This window comes from Thioclava sp. F34-6, from assembly GCF_002213235.1.
GTDB lineage: Bacteria > Pseudomonadota > Alphaproteobacteria > Rhodobacterales > Rhodobacteraceae > Thioclava > Thioclava nitratireducens.
Genome location: NZ_NBOA01000004.1, coordinates 353,775 through 373,604, shown reverse-complemented (window position 1 = coordinate 373,604; position 19,830 = coordinate 353,775). Strand labels below are relative to the sequence as shown.

At 63.7% G+C, this 19,830-nt stretch carries 18 protein-coding genes; 8 read left to right on the top strand and 10 right to left on the bottom strand.

What is annotated here, in order from left to right; all coding sequences use genetic code 11:
• Nucleotides 1–20: 20 nt before the first annotated feature.
• From addA to B6V72_RS10775, 7 genes are all read right to left on the bottom strand, one after another.
• Nucleotides 21–3,410 carry a double-strand break repair helicase AddA gene (gene addA / locus B6V72_RS10805; RefSeq protein ID WP_088735537.1) on the bottom strand — a complete coding sequence of 1,130 codons (3,390 nt, stop codon included), beginning with the start codon at nt 3,408–3,410 and terminating at the stop codon, nt 21–23.
• Nucleotides 3,407–6,358, bottom strand: a complete 2,952-nt coding sequence (gene addB / locus B6V72_RS10800; RefSeq protein WP_088735536.1) for a double-strand break repair protein AddB — start codon at nt 6,356–6,358, stop codon at nt 3,407–3,409. Before addB ends, addA begins: the two co-directional genes overlap by 4 nt.
• Nucleotides 6,351–7,034 carry a nucleotidyltransferase family protein gene (locus tag B6V72_RS10795; protein ID WP_088735535.1) on the bottom strand — a complete coding sequence of 228 codons (684 nt, stop codon included), beginning with the start codon at nt 7,032–7,034 and terminating at the stop codon, nt 6,351–6,353. Before B6V72_RS10795 ends, addB begins: the two co-directional genes overlap by 8 nt.
• Entirely contained in the window at nt 7,010–8,005 is a 996-nt protein-coding gene (locus B6V72_RS10790; protein WP_088735534.1) for a phosphotransferase, read from the bottom strand. Before B6V72_RS10790 ends, B6V72_RS10795 begins: the two co-directional genes overlap by 25 nt.
• Complete coding sequence (gene tsaE / locus B6V72_RS10785) at nt 7,998–8,492, bottom strand: tRNA (adenosine(37)-N6)-threonylcarbamoyltransferase complex ATPase subunit type 1 TsaE (protein WP_077701059.1); 495 nt, start codon at nt 8,490–8,492, stop codon at nt 7,998–8,000. The genes B6V72_RS10790 and tsaE overlap by 8 nt, the downstream gene beginning before the upstream one ends.
• Nucleotides 8,493–8,532: 40 nt before the next feature.
• Nucleotides 8,533–10,137: a PAS-domain containing protein gene (locus B6V72_RS10780; protein ID WP_088735533.1), complete on the bottom strand. Its 1,605-nt coding sequence runs from the start codon at nt 10,135–10,137 to the stop codon at nt 8,533–8,535.
• Nucleotides 10,138–10,233: 96 nt separating this feature from the next.
• Nucleotides 10,234–11,616 (bottom strand): ActS/PrrB/RegB family redox-sensitive histidine kinase, encoded by a 1,383-nt coding sequence (locus B6V72_RS10775; RefSeq protein WP_088719983.1) that lies wholly within the window; start codon nt 11,614–11,616, stop codon nt 10,234–10,236.
• A 105-nt stretch (nt 11,617–11,721) separates the two neighbouring features.
• Here B6V72_RS10775 and B6V72_RS10770 point away from each other — a divergent pair, with 105 nt between their 5' ends.
• From B6V72_RS10770 to B6V72_RS10760, 3 genes are all read left to right on the top strand, one after another.
• Nucleotides 11,722–12,384, top strand: coding sequence for an SCO family protein (locus B6V72_RS10770; RefSeq protein ID WP_088735532.1), 663 nt, complete (start codon nt 11,722–11,724; stop codon nt 12,382–12,384).
• A 63-nt stretch (nt 12,385–12,447) separates the two neighbouring features.
• The gene (locus tag B6V72_RS10765; protein ID WP_075776681.1) at nt 12,448–13,002 is read left to right on the top strand and encodes an ActR/PrrA/RegA family redox response regulator transcription factor; all 555 of its coding nucleotides are present in this window, start codon (nt 12,448–12,450) and stop codon (nt 13,000–13,002) included.
• Between the two features lie 66 nt (nt 13,003–13,068).
• On the top strand, nt 13,069–13,383 hold the full coding sequence (locus tag B6V72_RS10760; RefSeq protein ID WP_075776682.1) for an H-NS histone family protein: 315 nt from the start codon (nt 13,069–13,071) through the stop codon (nt 13,381–13,383).
• A gap of 54 nt (nt 13,384–13,437) precedes the next feature.
• Here the strand turns inward: B6V72_RS10760 and B6V72_RS10755 are convergent, their stop codons facing one another.
• Nucleotides 13,438–14,022, bottom strand: a complete 585-nt coding sequence (locus tag B6V72_RS10755; protein WP_088725322.1) for a hypothetical protein — start codon at nt 14,020–14,022, stop codon at nt 13,438–13,440.
• 88 nt (nt 14,023–14,110) lie between these two features.
• Complete coding sequence (locus B6V72_RS10750; protein WP_088735531.1) at nt 14,111–14,491, bottom strand: hypothetical protein; 381 nt, start codon at nt 14,489–14,491, stop codon at nt 14,111–14,113.
• Nucleotides 14,492–14,621: 130 nt separating this feature from the next.
• Between B6V72_RS10750 and B6V72_RS10745 the strand changes: the two genes are divergently transcribed.
• From B6V72_RS10745 to B6V72_RS10730, 4 genes are all read left to right on the top strand, one after another.
• Entirely contained in the window at nt 14,622–15,131 is a 510-nt protein-coding gene (locus B6V72_RS10745) for a hypothetical protein (protein WP_075776685.1), read from the top strand.
• 73 nt (nt 15,132–15,204) lie between these two features.
• Entirely contained in the window at nt 15,205–16,596 is a 1,392-nt protein-coding gene (gene ahcY, locus B6V72_RS10740; protein WP_088735530.1) for an adenosylhomocysteinase, read from the top strand.
• 99 nt (nt 16,597–16,695) lie between these two features.
• Nucleotides 16,696–17,040, top strand: a complete 345-nt coding sequence (locus B6V72_RS10735) for a TraR/DksA family transcriptional regulator (protein ID WP_088735529.1) — start codon at nt 16,696–16,698, stop codon at nt 17,038–17,040.
• A gap of 100 nt (nt 17,041–17,140) precedes the next feature.
• Nucleotides 17,141–17,482, top strand: coding sequence for a DUF2853 family protein (locus tag B6V72_RS10730; RefSeq protein ID WP_075776688.1), 342 nt, complete (start codon nt 17,141–17,143; stop codon nt 17,480–17,482).
• A 60-nt stretch (nt 17,483–17,542) separates the two neighbouring features.
• Here the strand turns inward: B6V72_RS10730 and B6V72_RS10725 are convergent, their stop codons facing one another.
• On the bottom strand, nt 17,543–18,160 hold the full coding sequence (locus B6V72_RS10725) for an enoyl-CoA hydratase/isomerase family protein (protein WP_088735528.1): 618 nt from the start codon (nt 18,158–18,160) through the stop codon (nt 17,543–17,545).
• A gap of 118 nt (nt 18,161–18,278) precedes the next feature.
• Between B6V72_RS10725 and B6V72_RS10720 the strand changes: the two genes are divergently transcribed.
• Nucleotides 18,279–19,769 carry a DUF2125 domain-containing protein gene (locus B6V72_RS10720; protein ID WP_168173034.1) on the top strand — a complete coding sequence of 497 codons (1,491 nt, stop codon included), beginning with the start codon at nt 18,279–18,281 and terminating at the stop codon, nt 19,767–19,769.
• Nucleotides 19,770–19,830: the final 61 nt, after the last annotated feature.

Genomic DNA, 19,830 nt, shown 5'->3' with positions numbered 1-19,830 from the left:
AAGTTCCGCCCCCGGCGGCGTCAAGATACAGTGGGCGTGCGCAAGCTCCCGTCTAGCTGTGCATCTGCGAGCGGCATGATCGTTCCGTCCTGTGTCCACAGGATCGCACAGGTGATGGCTCGTCCGGGGTGAATCTGGCGCAGTGCCGCGCGATAGGCGGCCATCTGTCGCACGATCCCGTCGGGCACCTGATCGGGCGACGGGGGGACGATGCGGTTGGATTTGTAATCGAGAATGTGAACCCCTTCGGCATCAATCCGCAGACGGTCGATGAAGCCATGAATCCGCTGGCCGCCGAATTCCTCCAGCGCGGCGGTGATCTCGACCTCCGCCAGACAGTCCGGCCCCAGCCAGGCCGCCATGCCCGGCGCTTCGAGAACGCGGGTCGCTTCGGCCAAAACAGGCTCTATTTCACCCGGAAGCAGCGCATCCTCGCCCTCGGACAGCAAGAGTTCGGCAAGGTCTTCCCACTGGTCGCGCGGCCGTTCCGGCAGATGTTCGAGAAGCCGGTGCAGGTTGCGCCCGTGACGCAGCGCCTCGTCTTCGTCCATCGTCTCGCCATCACCGAACAGAGCCTTGGCTCCGCCCAGATCGGAGGGCGAAAGCGGGCGCGGCGGGGGCTCGATGGCAGCTGCCGGCTTGAGGCTCCATGCGGGTAGATCCAGTCGCGTGACCTCCTCCGCGGCTGCTGGCGCCGCAGCGTTTTCGGGCCATGTGCCGGTCGCGTGGCGAGGGAACTCGCCCAGTTCTTGCAGCGGTTTGGAAAGGCCCGTGACGTCCTCTGTCCCGGCAGCTTCGAGGCCCGATTTCATCCGGCTATACCAAGTCTCGTCGCCCTCGCCGACCTCGCCCGCTGCGGCCACGATCAGCCATTTCTCCGCCCGCGTCATCGCGACGTAGAGAAGTCGCTGCGCCTCTTCCGCGCGGGCGGTCGTCTCTTTTCCTGCGGCGGAAAGCTGGGCCTCTGGCGCGTCCGGCGCTGGCTGCCGCAGCCCCGCGACACCATTGTCCAGACGCAGGATTTTAGGCGGATTAGGCTCTTTTTTCTTCGCCGTATCGGGCAATATCACGATCGGCGCCTCGAGCCCTTTCGAGCCGTGGACCGTCATCACCCGGATCGCGCGCCCTGCCCCGTCTAGCTGCCTCTTCACCTGCACGTCATCCGCATCGAGCCAGCCGAGGAAGCCGGTCAGGCTCGGCACTTCATTGCGCTCGAACGCCAGCGCCTGCGAGATCAGCTCGTCGATCCCGTCCTCCGCCTCGGGGCCAAGCCGCGCCAGAAGCCGCTCGCGCCCGCCATGCCGGGTCAGCAGGCGTTCGATCAGCTCGAATGGCCGCAGGAAATCCGAGTGATCGCGCAGATCTTTCAGCATCTCCTGCGTATCAGGGCGCATCTCGCCACGGCGGAGCGCCTCCCAGAGATAGCCCTTCCGGGGCTGCGCGAGTTGGTAAAGCTCCTGCTCGGACCAGTTCAGCAGCGGCGAGCGCAACGCCTCCGCCAGCGACAGATCGTCCTCCGGCGTCGCGAGGAAGCTCAGTAGCGAGCGGATGTCACGCACCGCAAGCTCCGCACCGAGCTTCAGGCGATCCGCCCCCGCGACCGCGAGCCCGATCGACTTGCAGGCGCGAATGATCTCGGAAAACAGTTCCGAGCGGCGCCGCACGAGGATCAGAAAATCGCCCTCATGCACCGGGCGGGCGCCGCCGGACGCCTCGTGATCCGGGATTTGCACACCTTGCGCGATCATCGCGGAAATCTCGGCGGCGATCATGCGCGATAGCTGCGAAATCGCAGATTCCGCGCTGGTCAGATCGACCGGACTCTCCCAATCGTCCTCGTCATCGGTCTTTACCGACTCGATCGCGGGCCACAGATCGACGCGGCCCGGAAGCGCCTCGTGGAAGGCGATATGCGAGGGCGCCCCGCCCAGGCCCTGCTCGGCCCCACGCGCGAAAGCGAGGTCCACGGAACGCAGCACAGCGGCGGATGATCGGAAGGAATGCTCCAGCTCCAGCGGCGCGAGCGCGCGACCGATATCCGCGAATTTTCGGGCGAAATGGGCGCGCATTTCCTCGAATTGCTGAAGATCGGCCCCTTGGAAGGAATAGATCGACTGCTTGCGGTCGCCCACCACAAACAGCGTGCGCTCGCCCTTATGCGCGCCTTCGCCGGAGGTGAATTCCTCGGCGATCCTCTCGATCACCCGCCATTGCCGGGGGCTGGTATCCTGCGCCTCGTCGACGAGGATATGGTCAATCCCACCGTCAAGGCGGAACAGCACCCATTGCGCCACCGACGGCTCATCCAGGAGCGACGCCGCGCGGTCGATCAGATCGTCGAAATCGAGCCAGCCGCGCGCGGCCTTATAGGCGTCGAGCCGCGGCAGGAAGACCTGCGAGAACCGGTGCAACGCATGAGCGCGTTTCGCCGCGACGAAGGCGAGGCGGCGGGGACGGTTCTCGGAGACGCGCTCGGAAAGATCGGACAGCGCCGCCATCGTGCCGTCGCCCAGCGCCTTGGCGAGCGCCTTGGTGGCGACCTTGTCGAGCTTGGGCTGATAGGGCGGGCCCTCCTTCGGTTTCTTGACGCACAGCACGTCTTCCAGCGCCTGCACAGCGTCCAGGTCGCGGGTACGCGCCGCCGCCAGACCTGCGCCGACGCGCTGATCGTTCTTGGAGCTTGCAAGGAACGCAGGCGCGACGTCGCGGATCATCTTCAGATCGCCGTCGTCGAAGACCTCAGAGAGCAGCGCCTCTTCGGTCATATCCCGCGGCAGATCGTAGGCTTCCAGCAGATCGGGCAAGCCCAGATCGCCTGCAAAACCGACCCTATTCCGGCTTATTTCGGCTGCGAGGGTGGTCAGGTCCTCACCGGAATAGACGCCCAGCAACGCATCGAGCCGGTCGCAATCCGGGCCGGTCGCGATCTCCTCGAGGATATCCTCACGCATCAATTCGCCGGCGCGGTCGTCCATCTCCGAGAATCCGGGCGAGACTTTCGCCTCGAGCGGGAAGCGACGCAGAAGCCCGGCGCAGAAGGCGTGGATGGTCTGGATCTTCAGGCCGCCCGGCGTCTCGATCGCCTTGGCGAACAGCCGTCGCGCTTTCGCCAGATCCTCGGCCGACAGCGCCTCGTCGGCACCCAGCGCCCGCAGCTTCTCGCGCAGCTTCGCCTCGTCCATCATCGCCCAGCCGCCCAGCAAACCGAGCAGACGGTTCTGCATCTCCGCCGCGGCGGCCTTGGTGTAGGTCAGGCACAGGATGCGCTGAGGCTCTGTTCCCGCCAAAAGCATGCGCGCAACGCGGTCGGTGAGCACCTTGGTCTTGCCCGAGCCCGCATTCGCGGCAAGCCAGACCGAGCTGTCCGGTTGCGACGCCTGATGCTGTCTGAGGCTGGCCGGATGGGTCATGATACGTCCTCCCCCTCGGCCTCATCGGTGACATCCCACTCCCCGAAGCGCGAGACCTGATCGTAATCCGACCGCGCGCGGGCCTTCTGCGGGGCGCGCCGCGCGGTGAAGCCCTGCGTCGGCTCGAAATAGCGCGCGATCAGCTTGCGGAATTTCTCCCAGCTCTCCTCGGGCGTCTCGCTGCGATCCCCGGATTTGCCCTTGATCTGCGTGGTGGCGCCGTCGCCGCCCAGCCGCACATAGGACATGCCCGCGACCTCGCGCGGTCCGATCGCCTCGAAGGCCCCGCGCCCGACCATCGCCGCCTCCAGAAGCATCTGTTTGTTGAAAGCCATCACCTCTCGCTCGGAAGGTGGCGTGCCGGTTTTGTAGTCGTAGATCCACGCGCGCCCGTCCTCGAGAATGTCGATCCGGTCGGGCTTCGCGGTCAGAGTGAAAATCGGCTTTTGCAGTGAAACAGAGCCTTTTTTCTCTATCACCATGGGCGCGCCTTGCGCGCGCCGCTCGGCCTCGGCCCGGCAAAATGTCTCTGCGATTCCCCGGACCCTTGCGAGCCAGATGCGCTGCGCACTGGGCCACGGAATGTCTCGGGTCATCACCTCCTCGGCGATCTCCATCAGACGCGCCTGCGCCGCCTCGATCGTGGCCGCCTCGTCATAGGTCTTCACGAAGGTTTCGACGATCTGGTGCAGCACCTGTCCCCGCAGCAAGGCATCGGGCTCGGGGCGCAGCGGATCGAGCACTCGCAGCTTCAGGATGCGCTTCGCGTAAATGTCGTAGGGGTCGCGGATCAGGGTCTCGATCGCGGTGACAGGCAATTCGCGCGGGCGCACGTCGACCGGCGGACGGGGCGACGGGCGTTTGGCAGGCTGCAGCGTGATCCGCGGCGTCTCGAGCGCGTCCGCCAGGTCGAGCCAGCGCTTGCCGCGCCCGCGCATCTCGGCCAGCGCCTCGGTGCCGCCTTGATCGGGCAGGCCGTCGACTAGGTTCAAAAGCCGGTTGAGCCAGCGCGACGGGATCGTCTGCGCCTCCGCATCCCGCGCGCATCTCGACAGGATTACTTGCGGCCCGGCGACCGCTTGCTGGAAGTCGTGCGCGGACAGGCCGACCTGCCTTTCGGGCAGCAATAGACCCGATTCCAGCCGCATTTTCCGGCTGAACCATGGATCGGGAGCTGGCGCCTCCGGCCAGCTTCCCTCGTTCAGCCCGCCACAGATCACCAGTTCGGCCCCCTGCGCGCGCGCTTCCAGCGTCCCCCAGATCGCGATCAGCGGGTGCGCGGCGAGCGTCTGGCGCACGAGCCCGCTCTGGAGGTGCCGGTTGACAAGATCGGCGTAATCGAGCGCGCCGAGATGCCCGCCGAAGCCGGACTGGCTACGCAGGTCTTCCATCAGGCGGCGCGCCTCGCGCCCTGCGGCCTCGCGCCACAGCTCGCTGGTCTCGGTCGCGGCACTCGGTCCGGCGGCGACCCGTTCGGCGAGCCGGAAGTGCTGCTCCACATGATCGGACAGCGCGGCCGCAGAAGGTGCGGCGAAATCCTCGAGAATATCGCAGAGCCAATGCGCCCAGGATTCCCGTGAGTTGGGGTCTTTTACTGCCCATTTCGTGAGACTGTCCCGATCCGGGAAAGCGGGCCCGTAGCGGCGCAGGCGAAGCTCCAGTTCGCGCGTGTTGCGCAAGTGCGGCCCGCGTTCCGCATCACCGGTCGCGGTCAACGGATGTTTCAGCAGCGCGATCAGATCGGCGATCCCGACGGGACGCGCCCGCATCTCCGCGACCTGACGCAGGAAGCGCCCCGCCGCTGTCTGCTGCAGTGGCTGACCCGCACTGTCGTCGGGCACCAGGCCCCATCTGTCGAGCGCCGCCGCCACGCGGCGCGCCAGAAGACGGTCCGGCGTGATCAGGGCCGAACTGACACCACGCTCGACCGCATCTCGCAAGGCCAGCGCGATCGCCAGCGCCTCATGGCGCGGATCGCGCGCTTCGATCAGGGACAGGCCCTTGCAGGCTGGAACGAGCGGACCCAGCCCAGCGCCTTCGCGCCGCCATTGGTCGGTAACCGGCGCCGGTCGCAGCGCCAGCGAAAGGAGGCGATTGCGGTCCGGGTCCGGCGCGGAGATCTCGTCCCAATCGACGACGTCCTCCGCCGAGAGCCCGAGCTTATCGAGCAAGCTGCGATAGCGGAACTGCGGGTGGTCCTCGAGCGGAAATGGGCCGGAGTAGAGACTATCCCACGCCGCCTGCGTCATGTCGCGGTCGAAGCCGGGGAGCACGATCGACCCGTTTTCCAACCGCGCTACCGCCTGCATGAAGAGCGAGGTCGCCCCGTGCGAACCGGTCGAGCCCGCGACGATCACGGGATCGGCAGGCGGGCTTTCGCGCCAGCGCTCGATTACTGCCTCGACGACCATCCGCTGACGGCTCTCGCGGTCCAGTTCGACTTCGTTGTCGAAATAGCGCGCAATGATCCGGATGAAGCGCAGGCTCTCCTGCCAGTGCCGGGCATGGGTCTCGGTCAGTTCGAGCTGATCGAGATCGTCGATATGGACGCCCTCGCTCTTCATCTCTGCGAGGAGAGAATAGAGGCTCTCGGCCAGCGCGAACTGGCTCGCGCCGGCTTCGAATTCAGGCATGGCGCGGGTGAGTTGCTCGACGAACTGGGCCAGTTCCAACTTGCGGCGCAGCGGGGGCACGGGCAGCGGCAGACCCGCGAGCGGATCTGCCCCGAGATCGCTCACCAATAGCAGCCGCGGCAGATAGAGCGCGCCGCTTTCGAGGAAGACCTCCCGCACACGGCGGCGCATCCGTCCGGAGTTCAGATAGAGCGTGACACGCGCCAGTGCCTCGGGCGGCTTGTCGGCGAAGCGCGCTCGTAGGCCCGCTACCAGCGCACGGGGGAAATCGACGCCGGGCGGGAGAGCGTAGACGGAGGCAGCGCCGTCACTCATCGAGCATCGCCTCGGCCAGCGGAATAGACTCGGGTCGTCCGACATCGCACCACCCCCCGTCATGCACGAGCCCGAAGACACGGCCCGCCGCGATCATCTCATCCCAAAGGAGGTTCAGCGAGAATTTCTGCTCGGAGATAGACCCTATTCCAGCAGGATTCAGCATCTGCGCGCCGGTATAGACATAGCCCGGCCCGCGTCTCAGCCGGCCGGTTTCATCCATTGCGAAATCGCCCGCACCCGCATGGCCGCGGGCATTAACTGGCCGCACCAGCATCAGAAGCGCCGACATGTCCTCTGGTTGCCAAGCTTCGCGCAGCCGTGCCACGGGGTTCTCGCCGGTCCAGATCGCATCTGTATTTAACGTCATCACCGGCCCTTCGCCCAGCAGCGGCAGCGCCTTGCGCAGCCCGCCGCCGGTTTCCAGAATCTCGTCGCGCTCATCCGAGATCGCGACGTCCTGACCGGCCAGATGCGCGATCACCTGATCAGCAAGGTAATGGACATTGGCCACGAGCCGCCGCGCCCCGCCTGCCCGCGCAAGGTCGAGCGCGTGATCGATCAAGGGCCGCCCCGCGACTTCGATCATCGGTTTCGGCCGGTTTTGCGTCAGCGCACCCATGCGCGTGCCGAAACCGGCGGCGAAGAGCATCAAGGCGTCTGGCTGGTGGGGCATTTTCGTCTCAAATCAGCAATCAAATTCGGGTCGGGCGCAGGATAGGCGGCGTGGAAGAGCTCTGCCAGATCCGCAAGAGCCGGACTGGAGAGGTTACGCGAGATATAGTCGTAGACGCGCGGCATAAACTCAAGATATTGCGGCTTTCCATCCCGGACACAAAGCCGCGCGAAAATTCCAAGAATGCGCATGGCACGTTGCAGACCGAGCAGCCGGTAGGCGAGGTGGAACGCGCCAGTGTCGGCCTCGGTCAGCGCGCAGTAGTGGGCAATCTCGGCTTCCTCGACCTGCGGGCTCACATCGCGGCGCGCGTCCTGCAACGCGGAGACCAGATCGTAGGCGGGATGGGCGCGCAGCGCGTCCTGATAGTCGAGAAGACCGAGGCGACGCAGGCCCGGACGATCCAGCAGAATGATATTCTCCGCATGGAAATCTCGCAGGCACAAAACCGGCTTCCACGCTGGAATAGTGTCGAATTTCCGAGTGATCGCCTGTTGCAACCTATCCGCGGCGGCGCGGTCGATGCAGGGATAGAACTCCGGCACCAGATCCAGCAGTTCGGCCAGTGCCGACCCGTCCAGCAGCGACAGCTCTGCGGGCGGCGCGTGGTGGCGCAATTCGGCGAGGAATTCTGTGATCAGGGCATAGAGTGCAGCCTCATCCTCGGGTGTCGCATCAAGGTGACGGGTCGCGAGCGCGTCGCCGAAATCTTCGAGCAACAGCAGACCCGCCGCATCGTCGCGCGCGAGCACCCGCGGAGTCGAAAACCCCGCCTCCGCAAGCCAATCACCGATCCGGGTGAAGCGCGCGATCTCGGAGCCGTCAGGGGCCTTCATCAAGACGGCGCGATCTGCGCCGCGGGTCAGGCGTTCGTAGCTGCGGGCGGAGGCATCTCCGGCGAGCGGGCTGCGGGCGGCGTCCTGCCATCCCGCGGCGGCGAGGAAGCTATGAACCTTGGCTTCGTCAGCCATTCCATGCCTCCAGAACTTCCTGCGCGAGAGGCGTAACAGTCTCGAAACAGACCCTTCGCGCCGCGCCGTCTTCGGTTTGCTCGAAGCGCAGCCGAAGCGCCCCTTTCGGAGCCGCCGAGCCCAGCCGGTCGGGCCATTCGATCAGGCAGATCGCGCTGTCGAACGCCGCATCCAGCCCGAGTTCGAGAACTTCGTCGGGGTCGGTGAGCCGATAGAGGTCAGCATGCCAGATTTCGCAATCGGCCTCGTAGGTCTGCACCAGCGTGAAGGTCGGCGAGGGCACGTCTTCGGCCACGCCGAGCCGCGTCTGGATCAAAGCCCGCGCGAAATGGGTTTTGCCGGCGCCGATCTGGCCATCGAGGAGCAGCACATCGCCCGGCACGGCGAATTCGGCAAACAGCGCGCCAAGCCGCTCTGTCGCCTCGGGATCAGGGAGATCGAGACAGGGCATTTCGGTTGAAACGGGGGCGTGCGTCGGCGCGGGCATGGGTTGCTTCTAGCGCGCGCATCGCCCTTTTGCCAAGCGGCTAGCCTTGCTGAGCGATGATGGCCTCGGCCTTACGTGGCGGCGGCGTGTCGGAAGTCTCAACAACAGCGAAACGCAGCAGGAACGCCCCGCCCGAGAGCGTCTCGAGTCGGCAGGTTACCCGCCGACCGTCGAGCAACGTAATCTCTTCGGTCAGGTTCTCGCGTGCGCCGATTTCGCGCGCGAGGTTTTGCAGCCACGACCAGAAAGCGCTGGGTTCGGCGCAGGCCTGCCATTGCTTTACAGCATCGAGTAACGTCACCCGGCCCAACGTCGCATCGGGATCAACGCTCCAGAGCGCGCCATAGGCAGCATTCGATATCGCCAATTCGCCGGAAGGACGGAACACCGCGATCGCGTCCCCGATCCTGTCCAAGATCTCCTGAGACATTTCGATTTCACCGCGAAACTGCCGGGTTAGGGACGCTTCCGAGGAGATGTCTTCGAACAGGAACGCCACCGCCCCGTCCGGATGCGGGCGTCCGGTGACGCGATAGGTCTGCCCGCCCGGCAGGTTCCATGTTTCGGCGTGGAACCCCGAGGCGGCCGCCCGCTCCAGCTCGGTCATTTCCTGCCGCCAGCTTCGGTAGTCCTTCGGCTCGGGCACCATTTTGGTCTCGCGCAGCCTGTCGAGAAATGCGTAGAGCGTAGGGCGCGTGGCGAGGAATTCCGGGCCAAGCTGAAGCAGGTCGCTCAGTGCGGGATTGAACAGCCTCAGCTGGCGGTCCCGGTCGAAAATGGCGAGCCCGGTCGGGAGATCGGCAAAAGTCTTGGTCAGAGTCTGGACGAAATCACGCAGCGCCTGCTCGGCCCGGACAGCAGCCTCGGCGGGGAGCGCGAAATGTAGCGTACCACCTTCGAGCACGACGGAATGACAGTCGAACCAGGTCGCGACATCCGAAGCGCCTGGCGCGGGCGAGGTCAGCTCGAGCCGGTGGGGCCCGCCGCCGCTGAACGCGTCCGGCGGCAGCGTGAACAGCTTCGGCAGCGGCCAGCCGAACCCCTCTTCATCCGCGTCGAAGGCGCCTGCGCGCAGGAGGTAGGCTCTGTTCGCCCAGGTCAGCTCGCCATTTTTCTCGATCCGCCAGATCAGAACGGGGGAACGGTCGAGCGTGGCGCGCATCATCTCCAACTCGTCCTCCATCGCCCGGAGCGAGAGGTTGTCGACGCGCTGGCCCTGCCCTTCGCCCTCCGGATCGATGAGGGTGATCCGCGCCAGGCCGCGCAGGTTTTCGGCAGTCAGGCGCAGTCGCGGTTTGTCGCCGCGGGTCGCGGTTTCTGTCATCTCGAGCCGCGCGAACTCGGAGAGCCGCGCGATCCGGGACTGAAACTCCGGAAACCGCGGCGCGGCGAAGGCGGTGAAACGGGCCCAATCGGTCACCCCGACGGGCATCGTTTCCAGCAAGCGCCGCGCCGGCGGTGTCGCATCCACAAGCGCCTCATCATCGAACAGCAAGGCCACCTCCTCGACGTCCTCCCGCGCGGCGGGGGTGAGCTTGCGCCTCGGCCCGCGCCCCACGGCAATCCATGTCAGCAGCAATCCGACCAAAGCCGCGCCCACCGAGGTAAGCGCGATCATCGCCGCCTCGAGCCACGCAGTCCTCATATCCTTCGGCCTTTCAAACCTGTCGCGAGGTCGAAGGTGCGGGAGAATCGTTAAGCCGACGTTAACTCACGTCGAGCATGCAGGCGTCGATGGGGATCAGACCGCGATCGGTTGGTTCAAGCCAAGCCCTGCCTCGTCCCGTGCCAGAAGGCGGGTAGCGGGCCAGACGACCTCCACAACCGCGCCGGAGCGCACAGGCGCTGCGGCGCGGGGCGCAAAGGGTACGTCCCCGTTGGAAAAGGTGAGCCGCCCGCCGGTCCTCTCGATCAGGGTCTTCGCGATGAACACGCCAAGCCCCATCCCCTCGTAACCTTTGCGTTCCGCCGCGTTTGCCCGCGGTTGCAGGAAGGGATCGCCGATCCGGTTGAGCACGCTCGCTGGATAGCCTTTGCCGTCGTCACTGATCCGCACGGTGATCTCTTCGTCATCCCATTCCGCCTCGACCCAGACGGTGGATTGGGCAAAATCGACGGCGTTCTGGATGAAATTGCGCAGCGCATGGATCAGTTCGGGATAGCGGTAGATCGTCGGCTGACGCTCCAGCCCCTCGACAATCGGATGGGCGTCGAAATGAATTTCGATCCCGCGCTCCATATGCGGGTCCGCCGCTTCGCGCAGAACGGCGACGATCGGCGCACTGCGCATATGCAGATCGTCCTTGCCGATCCGACCCATGGAATGGAGGATGTCGCGGCACCGATTGGCCTGCTCGCGGATCAGGAGCGCGTCGTCGCGCAAATCGGGGCTGTCTTCGAGCTCGTCTGCCAGCTCCGAACTGACCAGCTTGATCGTCGCAAGCGGCGTGCCCAACTCATGCGCGGCGGCCGCGACGACGCCGCCGAGATCGGTCAGCTTCTGCTCGCGCGCCAAGGCGAGCTGCGTCGCGCGGAGCGCATCGCCCATGGAGCGCACTTCGCTCGCCACCTTATGGGCATAGGCCCCGAGGAAGGCGACGCCGATGATGATCGAAAGCCAGTAGCCGAATTCGAACACGTCCGGCACCGCGATCACCTCGCCGGTCTTGCTGACCAAAGGTAGGTAGACCACGGCGACGATCGAGATCATCACCATTGTCGCAAGGCCGAGAAGGATCGTGGCCGATCTCTCCAGTGCGGTCGCCGCTATGGTGACGGGCACCAGAATGAGCAACGCGAAGGGGTTGTTCATCCCGCCAGTAATCGACAGCAGCAGCGCGAGCTGCGCCATGTCGAACATGAGCGTCGCCGCCGCTTCGGGCTGGGTGAGGCGCTTGGTGTCGGGAAACAGGAAAATCGCCACGAGATTGGCCGCGATCGCTGCCGCCACCGTGGCGAGGCACAGCGCCAGATCCAACGCGATATCATAAACGAAATAGGCCACGAAAATCGCGCCAAGCTGTCCCACGATCGCGGTCCAGCGCAGGAAGATCAGCGTCCGGAGGCGCACCCAGTCGTGGTGAATCTCGGCCGGGCCGGGTTGGGCCTCGAGGCGTTGAGCCATGTCGTCTCCCGCGTCCAAAGCGCACATCGCCGGAATTGGCGGCATGAAAGCATTGATAATCGCCGCCCGCCGCGCGATCAATGCAGCCGTGAGAGGAGTGACAATATGAACCGTATTGCGAAAATTTCCGCCATCGGCGCTTCGGCGGTCGTGGTCATCGGCCTTGGCGTTACCTGGTTCGCAGCGACCCGCAGCCAGGACGACGATATTTTCGCGCAATGCCGCCAGAGTGTCGTCGCAGGCGGCGCGGGCGAGATTGGAGGTCCTTTCACGCTGACCGACGAGAACGGTAAGGAGGTGACCGATGCGGATGTCATCACCGAGCCGAGCATTCTCTATTTTGGCTATACCTACTGCCCCGATGTCTGCCCGCTCGACAGCGCACGCAACGCCGAGGCCGTGAGCCTCCTCGAAAAGCGCGGATATTCGGTGACGCCGGTCTTCATCTCGGTCGATTCCGCGCGCGACACGCCGGAGCTTATCAAGGAATTCACCGATTTCATGCATCCGAAAATGATCGGACTGACCGGCACGCCGGAGCAGATCAAGAAGGTCTCGCAGGAATATCGTACCTATTTCAAAGTGCAGGATCCGAACGACCCCTACACGCTGATCGACCACTCGACACAGAGCTACCTGGTCTTCCCCGATTCCGGTTTCGCGGAATACTACAACCGCGACACGACGCCGGAGCAGATGGCCGACAGCGTCGCCTGTTTCGTCGACGCATGGAAAAAGGCCAATCCCGACGGCGCAGCCGGAAATTGACCGAGTAGGCGCGCGCGTCTAAAACCAATCAAACGTTAAACTCGACGACAGGGAGTTACGATAATGGCTGAAGACATCAGCGCGGATATCGGTCCGGACAAATCGCTTCTGATCGTCGATGATGATGTGCCGTTTCTCACGCGGCTGGCGCGCGCGATGGAGAAGCGCGGCTTCGAGACCCAGACGGCCGAAACCGTGGCTGCAGGCCGCGCCATCGTGCAATCGAACCCGCCCGCCTATGCGGTGATCGACCTGCGGCTCGAGGACGGAAATGGGCTCGATGTGGTCGAGGCGCTTCGTGAAAAGCGTGCCGATGCCCGAATCGTGGTTCTGACCGGATACGGGGCGATTGCGACCGCTGTGGCCGCCGTGAAAATGGGGGCCACCGATTATATCGCGAAGCCTGCCGATGCCACTGACGTCACGAATGCGCTATTGGCGAAAGGCGAAGTCGCCCCGCCGCCGCCGGAAAACCCGATGAGCGCGGATCGCGTGCGTTGGGAACATATTCAACGTGTGTACGAACTTTGCGACCGGAATGTCTCGGAAACCGCGCGCCGTTTGAATATGCACCGCCGGACCCTTCAGCGGATTTTGGCCAAACGGAGCCCCCGCTGACGTTTTGGTCAGGTTGTTAATTAATTTACGTTTCTATTTAATGCTTCGGAATATGCAATTCGGAGCATTAAAATGAATCTAGATGATATGTCCCTCGACGAGCTCAAGGCTCTTCGCAAGCAAGTCGACAAGGCGATCTCCAGCTACGAGGATCGCAAGAAGAAAGAAGCGATCGATCAGCTTGAGCGCGCGGCACGCGATATGGGCTATTCGTTGGCGGAATTGACCGGTTCGGGCTCGGCCAAGCCGCGCCGCACCGTGCCGCCGAAATACGCCAATCCCGACAATCCCAGCGAAACCTGGACCGGCCGTGGCCGCAAGCCGCGTTGGGTGCAAGCCGCTCTCGATAATGGAAAATCGCTCGACGATCTGAAGATCTGAGTCTCGAGTTGGATACCTTTATGCAAGGCCTGCCGAAATGGCAGGCTTTTCGCATTACAGCTCTGCCAGAAGCGCTTCGTGGCGTGCGGTATAATCCGCGCGCACTTCCGACGGTGGCCGCAGGTGTATTTTAAAGGTCTCGGCATATTCGGGCGCGAGTTTGCCGAAAACCTTGTCGGATTCCGCCTTGGAAAATCCGGCGATCTGTTCGGCCTCCAACCGCGCCGAAACGATATCCGCCTTTTTGATAGCGCGTTTGATTCGCACGGGAAGCGCTGCGGGTAGACCAAACCGTATATGCACCGCCGCAATCAGACGATTATCGAGCGCGCCGTAGCCTTCGCCGATCGCCGCTTTCACCGGGCTGATCATATCGCCCAGTACATATTCCGGCGCGTCGTGCAAAAGCGCCGCCAATTTCCATTTCGCCGCGATCTTAGGATTCTGGTGGCAGAAAATCTGCTCCACCAGCAGCGAATGCTCGGCCACCGAATAAGGCCAGTCGCCGAAGGTCTGCCCGTTCCAGCGGGCCACGAAAGCCAGACCATGCGCGATATCCTCGATCTCGATATCGACGGGCGTCGGGTCCAGCAGGTCGAGCCGGCGTCCCGAGAGCATCCTTTGCCAAGCGCGTTTCATGTGATCACCGTATAGTCGTCGGGAGAACGCGCGAGATAGCGCGCCATCTTGTTTCTGTTGATGAGACGCCGAACGAGCATTTTCTTCATCAGCTTGCTGCCCGGCCAAAGCGTGGCTGCGGCGTCTCGGGTCGCGCTTTACACGGCTTCGTCGGGCCGATGTCATCCGCAAAAATCTGCGGGAGCATCTGCCGCACATACTTGCCCGAACCGCGTCCGCGATCCGTCGAAAAGCCCGCGAATATCGGCTTCGGATCGAAACTGCACAGCCGCAGACCCAACGCCTCGAGCGAATCCGGAAGTGTGACCGGCTCGGCGCTCACGATGCAGATGTCGAAATCCCGATCCGGATGGAGTGCGGCAATCTGGGCGGCCGCATGCGCCGCATAAGGCGGGTAAGCGCCGTCGCAGCAAAACGCGATCGCATTGCGGTGCTGCGCCGGTTTCGAGCAGGCCAGATCGATCTCCATTCGCTCCTCTCATGCAGCGGGTATCTGTGACTAGCCAAAGCCAATCCGGCTGTAAACGTCACAGAAAGAGGAACATTTCCGCGCATGGCGAGTTCTCGGGTTGACACGGAGAGAAAAAGGGGACGCGAAAATGCAAACCTCGAAAACCACGTTTCTTACCGCCGGGATCGCCATCATTTCGATCCCCGCGACCATCGCCATCGCCGCCGTGCGCAGCGACGAGGCTGTGACGCCTGCCCAGCATCCCCAAGCGGCGCGGCAGGTCATGCTCGACGGCTACGAGGGCAACGGGCGCCCGATGGAGGATATCCCCTCCGAAATTCCCTATGGCGATCTGTCCGCCTTCGACGACGTCACCGCGATCGGCGAGGCACAAAGCCCCAACCAACCATATTGCGACAAGCGCGCGAAGCTGGTGGATTCCCTCAATCACGATTTCGCGGAGAAGCCCGCGATGACGAAACAGCTCGGCGATCACCGCAAGGTCGAGCTTTACGCGTCGAGCCTCATGGGCACCTGGACTGCGGTCTATACCCGCGCCGACAACGTCTCCTGCATCGTATCCTCGGGCACCGACTGGAAGCGTGGCAAGAACCCGGTGGCGCTTCTGCATCGCGAAGGGATTCTTCCCGCCACCTGATCGTGATCGGCCTTCATTGCCGCTTTACGGTCCCGGTGCTACATAGCTCCCAAATTCAGATTGGGAGCCGCGCATGGCCGATTACGTAATCAAGGATATCGCTCTGGCCGAATATGGCCGCAAGGAGCTCGACATCGCCGAAACCGAAATGCCGGGCCTGATGGCCTGCCGCGCAGAATTCGGCGAGAGCAAACCGCTGAAAGGCGCGCGCATCGCGGGGTCGCTGCACATGACGGTGCAGACCGCGGTGCTGATCGAAACACTGAGGGCGCTTGGCGCCGATGTGCGTTGGGCCTCGTGCAACATCTTCTCGACGCAGGATCACGCGGCCGCGGCTATTGCTGCGGGCGGCACGCCTGTCTTCGCGATCAAGGGCGAGACGCTCGCGGAATACTGGTCCTATACCGACCAGATTTTCCAGTTCGAGGAAGGCACCTGCAACATGATCCTCGACGACGGCGGGGATGCGACGCTCTACATCCTGCTCGGCGCGCGGGTCGAGAACGGTGAGACCGACCTGATCGAAGTGCCCACCTCGGAAGAGGAAGAGGCGCTGTTCGCTCAGATCAAGAAGCGCATGAAGGAAAGCCCCGGCTGGTTCACCAAGCAGCGCGACGCGATCAAGGGCGTCTCGGAAGAGACCACGACCGGCGTGCATCGCCTTTATGATCTGCACAAGAAGGGACTGCTGCCCTTCCCGGCAATCAACGTGAACGACTCGGTCACCAAGTCGAAGTTCGACAACAAATACGGCTGCAAAGAGAGCCTCGTGGACGGCATCCGCCGCGCGACCGACGTGATGATGGCCGGCAAGGTCGCCGTCGTCTGCGGTTACGGCGATGTGGGCAAAGGCTCCGCCGCTTCGCTGCGCGGTGCAGGTGCTCGTGTGAAGGTCACCGAAGTCGATCCGATCTGCGCGCTGCAAGCTGCGATGGACGGGTTCGAGGTCGTCGTGCTGGAAGACGTGGTCGACAGCGCCGACATCTTCATCACCACCACCGGCAACAAGGACGTCATTCGGATCGAGCATATGCGCGAGATGAAGGACATGGCGATCGTCGGCAATATCGGCCATTTCGACAATGAAATTCAGGTCGCGAACCTGAAGAACCACAAATGGACGAACGTCAAAGAGCAAGTGGACATGATCGAGATGCCCTCGGGCTCGCGCATCATCCTGCTGTCGGAAGGCCGCCTGCTGAACCTGGGCAACGCCACCGGCCACCCGAGCTTCGTGATGTCGGCGTCGTTCACCAATCAGGTGCTGGCGCAGATCGAGCTGTGGACCAAGGGCGATGACTACGCGCCGGGCGTCTACATCCTGCCCAAGCACCTCGATGAAAAGGTCGCCCGCCTGCATCTGGACCGGATCGGCGTGAAGCTGACCCAGCTCAAGCCCGATCAGGCGGAATATATCGGCGTCACGGTCGAAGGCCCCTTCAAGCCCGAGCATTACCGCTACTGACCGGATCACATCGCGATTTCGAAGGCCGCGCGGCAAGGCGCGGCCTTTTTACGTGCAACGCGGGCGATGATCGGTTTTCCTTGGGACAGGAGGAGAGCGATGACACCCGAAGACCTTGCCGCGCGATTCAAACCGCGGTTGGAAGCGGAGCTGGCAGAGCTGCGCACCGCCTCGCAGGAAACCGCGCAGACCCGCAAACCCGTCGAGCTGGACCAGCAAAGCGTCGGTCGGCTGTCGCGCATGGACGCGTTGCAGAATCAGGCGATGGCCAATGCGGTCGACGGTCGCCGCAAGCATCGGATCACAGCGATAGAGGCCGCGCTCCAGCGTATCGAAGAGGACGAATTCGGCTATTGCGACAGCTGCGGCGAGCCGATCCCCGAGAAGCGCCTCGAACTCGACCCGACCTTCACACAATGCGTTTCCTGTCGCGGCGGAGGCTGAGGCGCGACAGGTCCGGGATTTACACTTTGTAATTTCCCTATCTGGGCTTAACCTGCGCCTGCCTTCATTTCTGGGCAAAGCAACCTGATAGGTGGGACAGATGGGTAAAAGAGACGAGCTGATTGAGAAATACGCCGAGGATCTGAAATCCAAATGCGGCATGGCCCCTGACATGGAGCTTCTGACCAAGGTGACGATCGGCTGCGGCCCCTCGATCTACGATGCGGATGCATCGACCGTCGCGGCCACGGACAAGGGGGAGCTGGAAACCGTGAAGGACAACTTCCTCGTCAAGAAACTCGGCCTCTCCGACGGCCCCGAACTGATGGATGCGATCGACAGCGTGATCGAGACCTACGGCCGGTCCGAGCGCAACAAGTATCGCGCCGTGATCTATTACATGCTCACCAAGCATTTCGGCAAAGAGAGCGTGTACGCCTGATCGCGACAGCCTCGCGTAGAATGTGACGCCCCGCGGCCCGGCCTGTCCGGGCCGTTCGCTTTAGCAGATCAGCGCCTTGATCCCCGCGACATGCGCAGCCCGCGCACCCAGCGCATCGGCAGCGAGCGTCGCGACCGTTTCGTCCAGCGTCTCGCGCGGCACGATCCGGTCGATCAACCCCCAGCTCAAGGCCTCTTCGGCCTCGATCTTCTGCCCCGCCATCAGGATCATCTTGGCCCGCGCGGGCCCGACCAAAGCGACCATGCGCGCCGGGTCCGAGGGCTGCGGCAGGAAGCCGAGCTTCATCACCGGGTAGAAGAATTTCGCGCCCGGGACAGCGATGCGCAGATCGCAAGCGAGCGCCATGCCCATCGCGCCCCCGGCCAAAGTGCCGTTCAGCGCCGCGATCGTCAGGCAGGGCAGCGAAGCGATCGCGCCGGAAAGCCGCTCCCAAACCGGGTCGGTCGCGAGCGTTCCCGTCTTCGCCTCTGCCAGATCGGCCCCGGCGGAGAACACCTTGCCGGTCCCGGTCAGCACGAAAGCCCGCGCCTCCTCGCGCCCCGCACGCTCGGCCAGATCGGCGATCTCGCCCAACATCGCGCCGGTCAGCGAGTTGGCTTTTTCAGGCCGGTCGATGGTCACGCGCCACAGCCCGTTCTCGATCTCGTGGCGGATCATTCCCAGCCTCCTCACAACTCCCGTGAAACCCCTCTAGCAGCCCCGCGAAGGCTTGACCATCGGCCTGACCCAAAGGAGGATGGCCGCGACTTGGTTCTCAGTGGAAAGGTACCCTCTTATGGCATGGCTCAAAACCGTCGGTTCCGGCGCCGTCGTGGTTTCGCTGCTGTCCACCACGGCCTCTTTCGCGGATGTAACCGCGGAGCAGGTCTGGCAGGCGTGGCAATCCGAATACCAGACCTACGGCTACGAGGTGATGGTCGGCGGTCAGAACCGAGAGGGCGACACGCTCATCGTCTCCGACGTGAAGATGGTGCGCAATGTCGACAATATGAGCCTCACGCTCGACGTTCCCGAACTGAAGCTGCGCGACCGCGGCGACGGCACGGTGGAGACCATTTTCCCCGAGAAGATGACCGGTGACATGACCGGAAAGCCTGGCACCGACACCTCGGACGTCGCCATGAAGATGACGATGACCCAGACCGACAGCAAGATCATCGTTTCCGGGTCGCCGGGCGATCTGACCTACGATATCGACGCGCCGAAACTGACCGTGGATCTCGACCAGACCGTCTCCGCCGAGGGGCAGGATGTTCCGATCAAGATGTATCTTGCGCTGAAGGACACCAAGGGCAATTACCACGTCGTCGACGGCGATATGCATTCGGTCGACTCGAAGATGGCGATCGGCACGCTCGACCTTACCGCCTCCGGGGCCGATCCCGAGGGCAGCGGCACGTTCAACATGAACGGCCAGATGAACGATCTCTCCTACGAGGGGAGTTTCGCGATGCCCAAGGACGTCTCCTCCGAAAAGCTCGACGAAGCGCTCAATTCCGGTGCAAACCTCGATCTGTCGATGACCTATGCCAGCTCGAACTGGGCGACCACCGCCGACGGACCCAACGGCAAGGTCGATCAGAAGACCACCGACGAGGGCGGGAAATTCGACGTCACGATGTCGAAGGACGGTCTGTCCTTCGGCGGTCAGAGCAACAACGGCCACATCGAGATCGCCACGCCCGACCTGCCTTTCCCGATCACCGCGGATATCCAGTCGGCGGACATGACATTCGCGATGCCGGTCGCAAAAGCGGATACGGCGCAGGACTACAAGGCGAAGCTCGGCTTCAACGGCGTCTCGGTCTCCGACAACATCTGGGCGATGTTCGATCCTAACGGCGATCTGCCGCATGACCCGGCGACGCTGCAGGTGGATCTCTCGGGCAAGATGAAGCTCACCGAGGATCTGTTCAGCCCCGCCGCCGCCGCGATGGACTCGCCCCCGATGGAGGTCCAGACCGTCGACATCAACAACATCAAGCTGTCGATGGTCGGCGCCGATCTGAACGGCAAGGGCGCGCTGGAGCTGAAGAATGGCGGGCCGATGCCGATGCCCACGGGCAAGATCGACCTGACGCTGACCGGGGCGAACGCGCTGATGGACAAGCTGGTCTCGATGGGCCTCGTGCCGCAGGATCAGATCATGTTCGGGCGGATGATGCTGGGCCTCTACGCCAAGCCCACGGGCGACGACGCCTACGCGTCGCAGGTCGAGTTCAAGGATGGCGGGGAAATCCTCGTCAACGGCCAACGCGTCCAGTAAACACTGAAACCCACGGCGCGAAGCCGTCCGGATCTCCGGGCGGCTTCGCGTTTTTCTCACG